The following is a 274-nucleotide window of genomic DNA, read 5'->3' on the forward strand; positions in this document are numbered from 1 at the left end:
GGGTTATTAGTTCCGGTATCAATCCCGGTAGTCTGTGAAACCTTCATCGTACGCGCGGCGCAGACTGTCGCGAGTCAACGCCGAATCACGTAGAATCAGGTGCGCGCCCATCGCGATCACGATATAGCCCGGACCAAAGAATGCGCCCGCGTGAAATTTCCACCAGTGCACGCTCTGCACCATCCAAAATTCCCCGGTCCAGACCGCGAACATACCGCCAATCAACAGCAGCCCCCATATATTATCACGCAACCATTCGCGCATTTTTCAGCCC

1 protein-coding gene is annotated in these 274 nt (G+C 55.1%); it reads right to left on the bottom strand.

What is annotated here, in order from left to right:
• Positions 1 to 18: 18 nt before the first annotated feature.
• Positions 19 to 225: a hypothetical protein gene (locus tag AC1RPU_RS08235; protein WP_481769685.1), complete on the bottom strand. Its 207-nt coding sequence runs from the start codon at positions 223 to 225 to the stop codon at positions 19 to 21.
• Between the last annotated feature and the right edge of the window lie 49 nt (positions 226 to 274).

The sequence above is a fragment of the Dellaglioa sp. CoH-55-MRSF-7 genome, assembly GCF_056782235.1.